The organism is Bartonella sp. AA86SXKL, from assembly GCF_042196885.1.
The window spans coordinates 1-574 of the sequence record NZ_JBHIRE010000541.1; the positions used below are offsets into that span (position 1 = coordinate 1).

The following is a 574-nucleotide window of genomic DNA, read 5'->3' on the forward strand; positions in this document are numbered from 1 at the left end:
ATAACAGTGTGACTTTAGGTGGCGGTAAGAGTACAGGACCAGTTGCTCTTTTGAATGTCAAAGATGGCAAAATTGCTAAAGATTCGCATGATGCTATCAATGGGAACCAAATTAATACAGTATCCGGAGATATTGCAAAGTTTTTTGGCGGGGGTACTGTATTTCAAGATGGTTCTTTTTTAGGACCAAGATATAATTTATCTACTGTTTCTGCAGATGGTACTGTAGGACAGAAGGTACATACTGATGTTGGCTCAGCGTTGACAGGACTTGATGACAATGTCAACAATGTGAATAGCCGCTTAACACATGTAGCTAATGAGTTCACTCAGAAAATTGAGGGTGTTTCTAAAGATTCTCTATTGTGGAGTAATGATGAGCAGGCATTTGTGGCACAGCATGGAGACGGAAAAACCAATAGCAAAATTAAATTTCTTGCCAATGGAGATATTACTGAAAATTCAACCGATGCAGTGAATGGTTCGCAGCTCTTTGCGACTAATCAGAATGTTAACACTGTTACAAATAATCTGGCAACAATTGCTAAAAATATATCAAAGTATTTTGGTGGTGG

General features: G+C 38.3%; 1 pseudogene. It reads left to right on the forward strand.

From position 1 onward, the window contains the following. Positions 1-574, forward strand: a pseudogene (locus ACFIO5_RS13165) (Vomp family autotransporter); the annotation flags it as partial.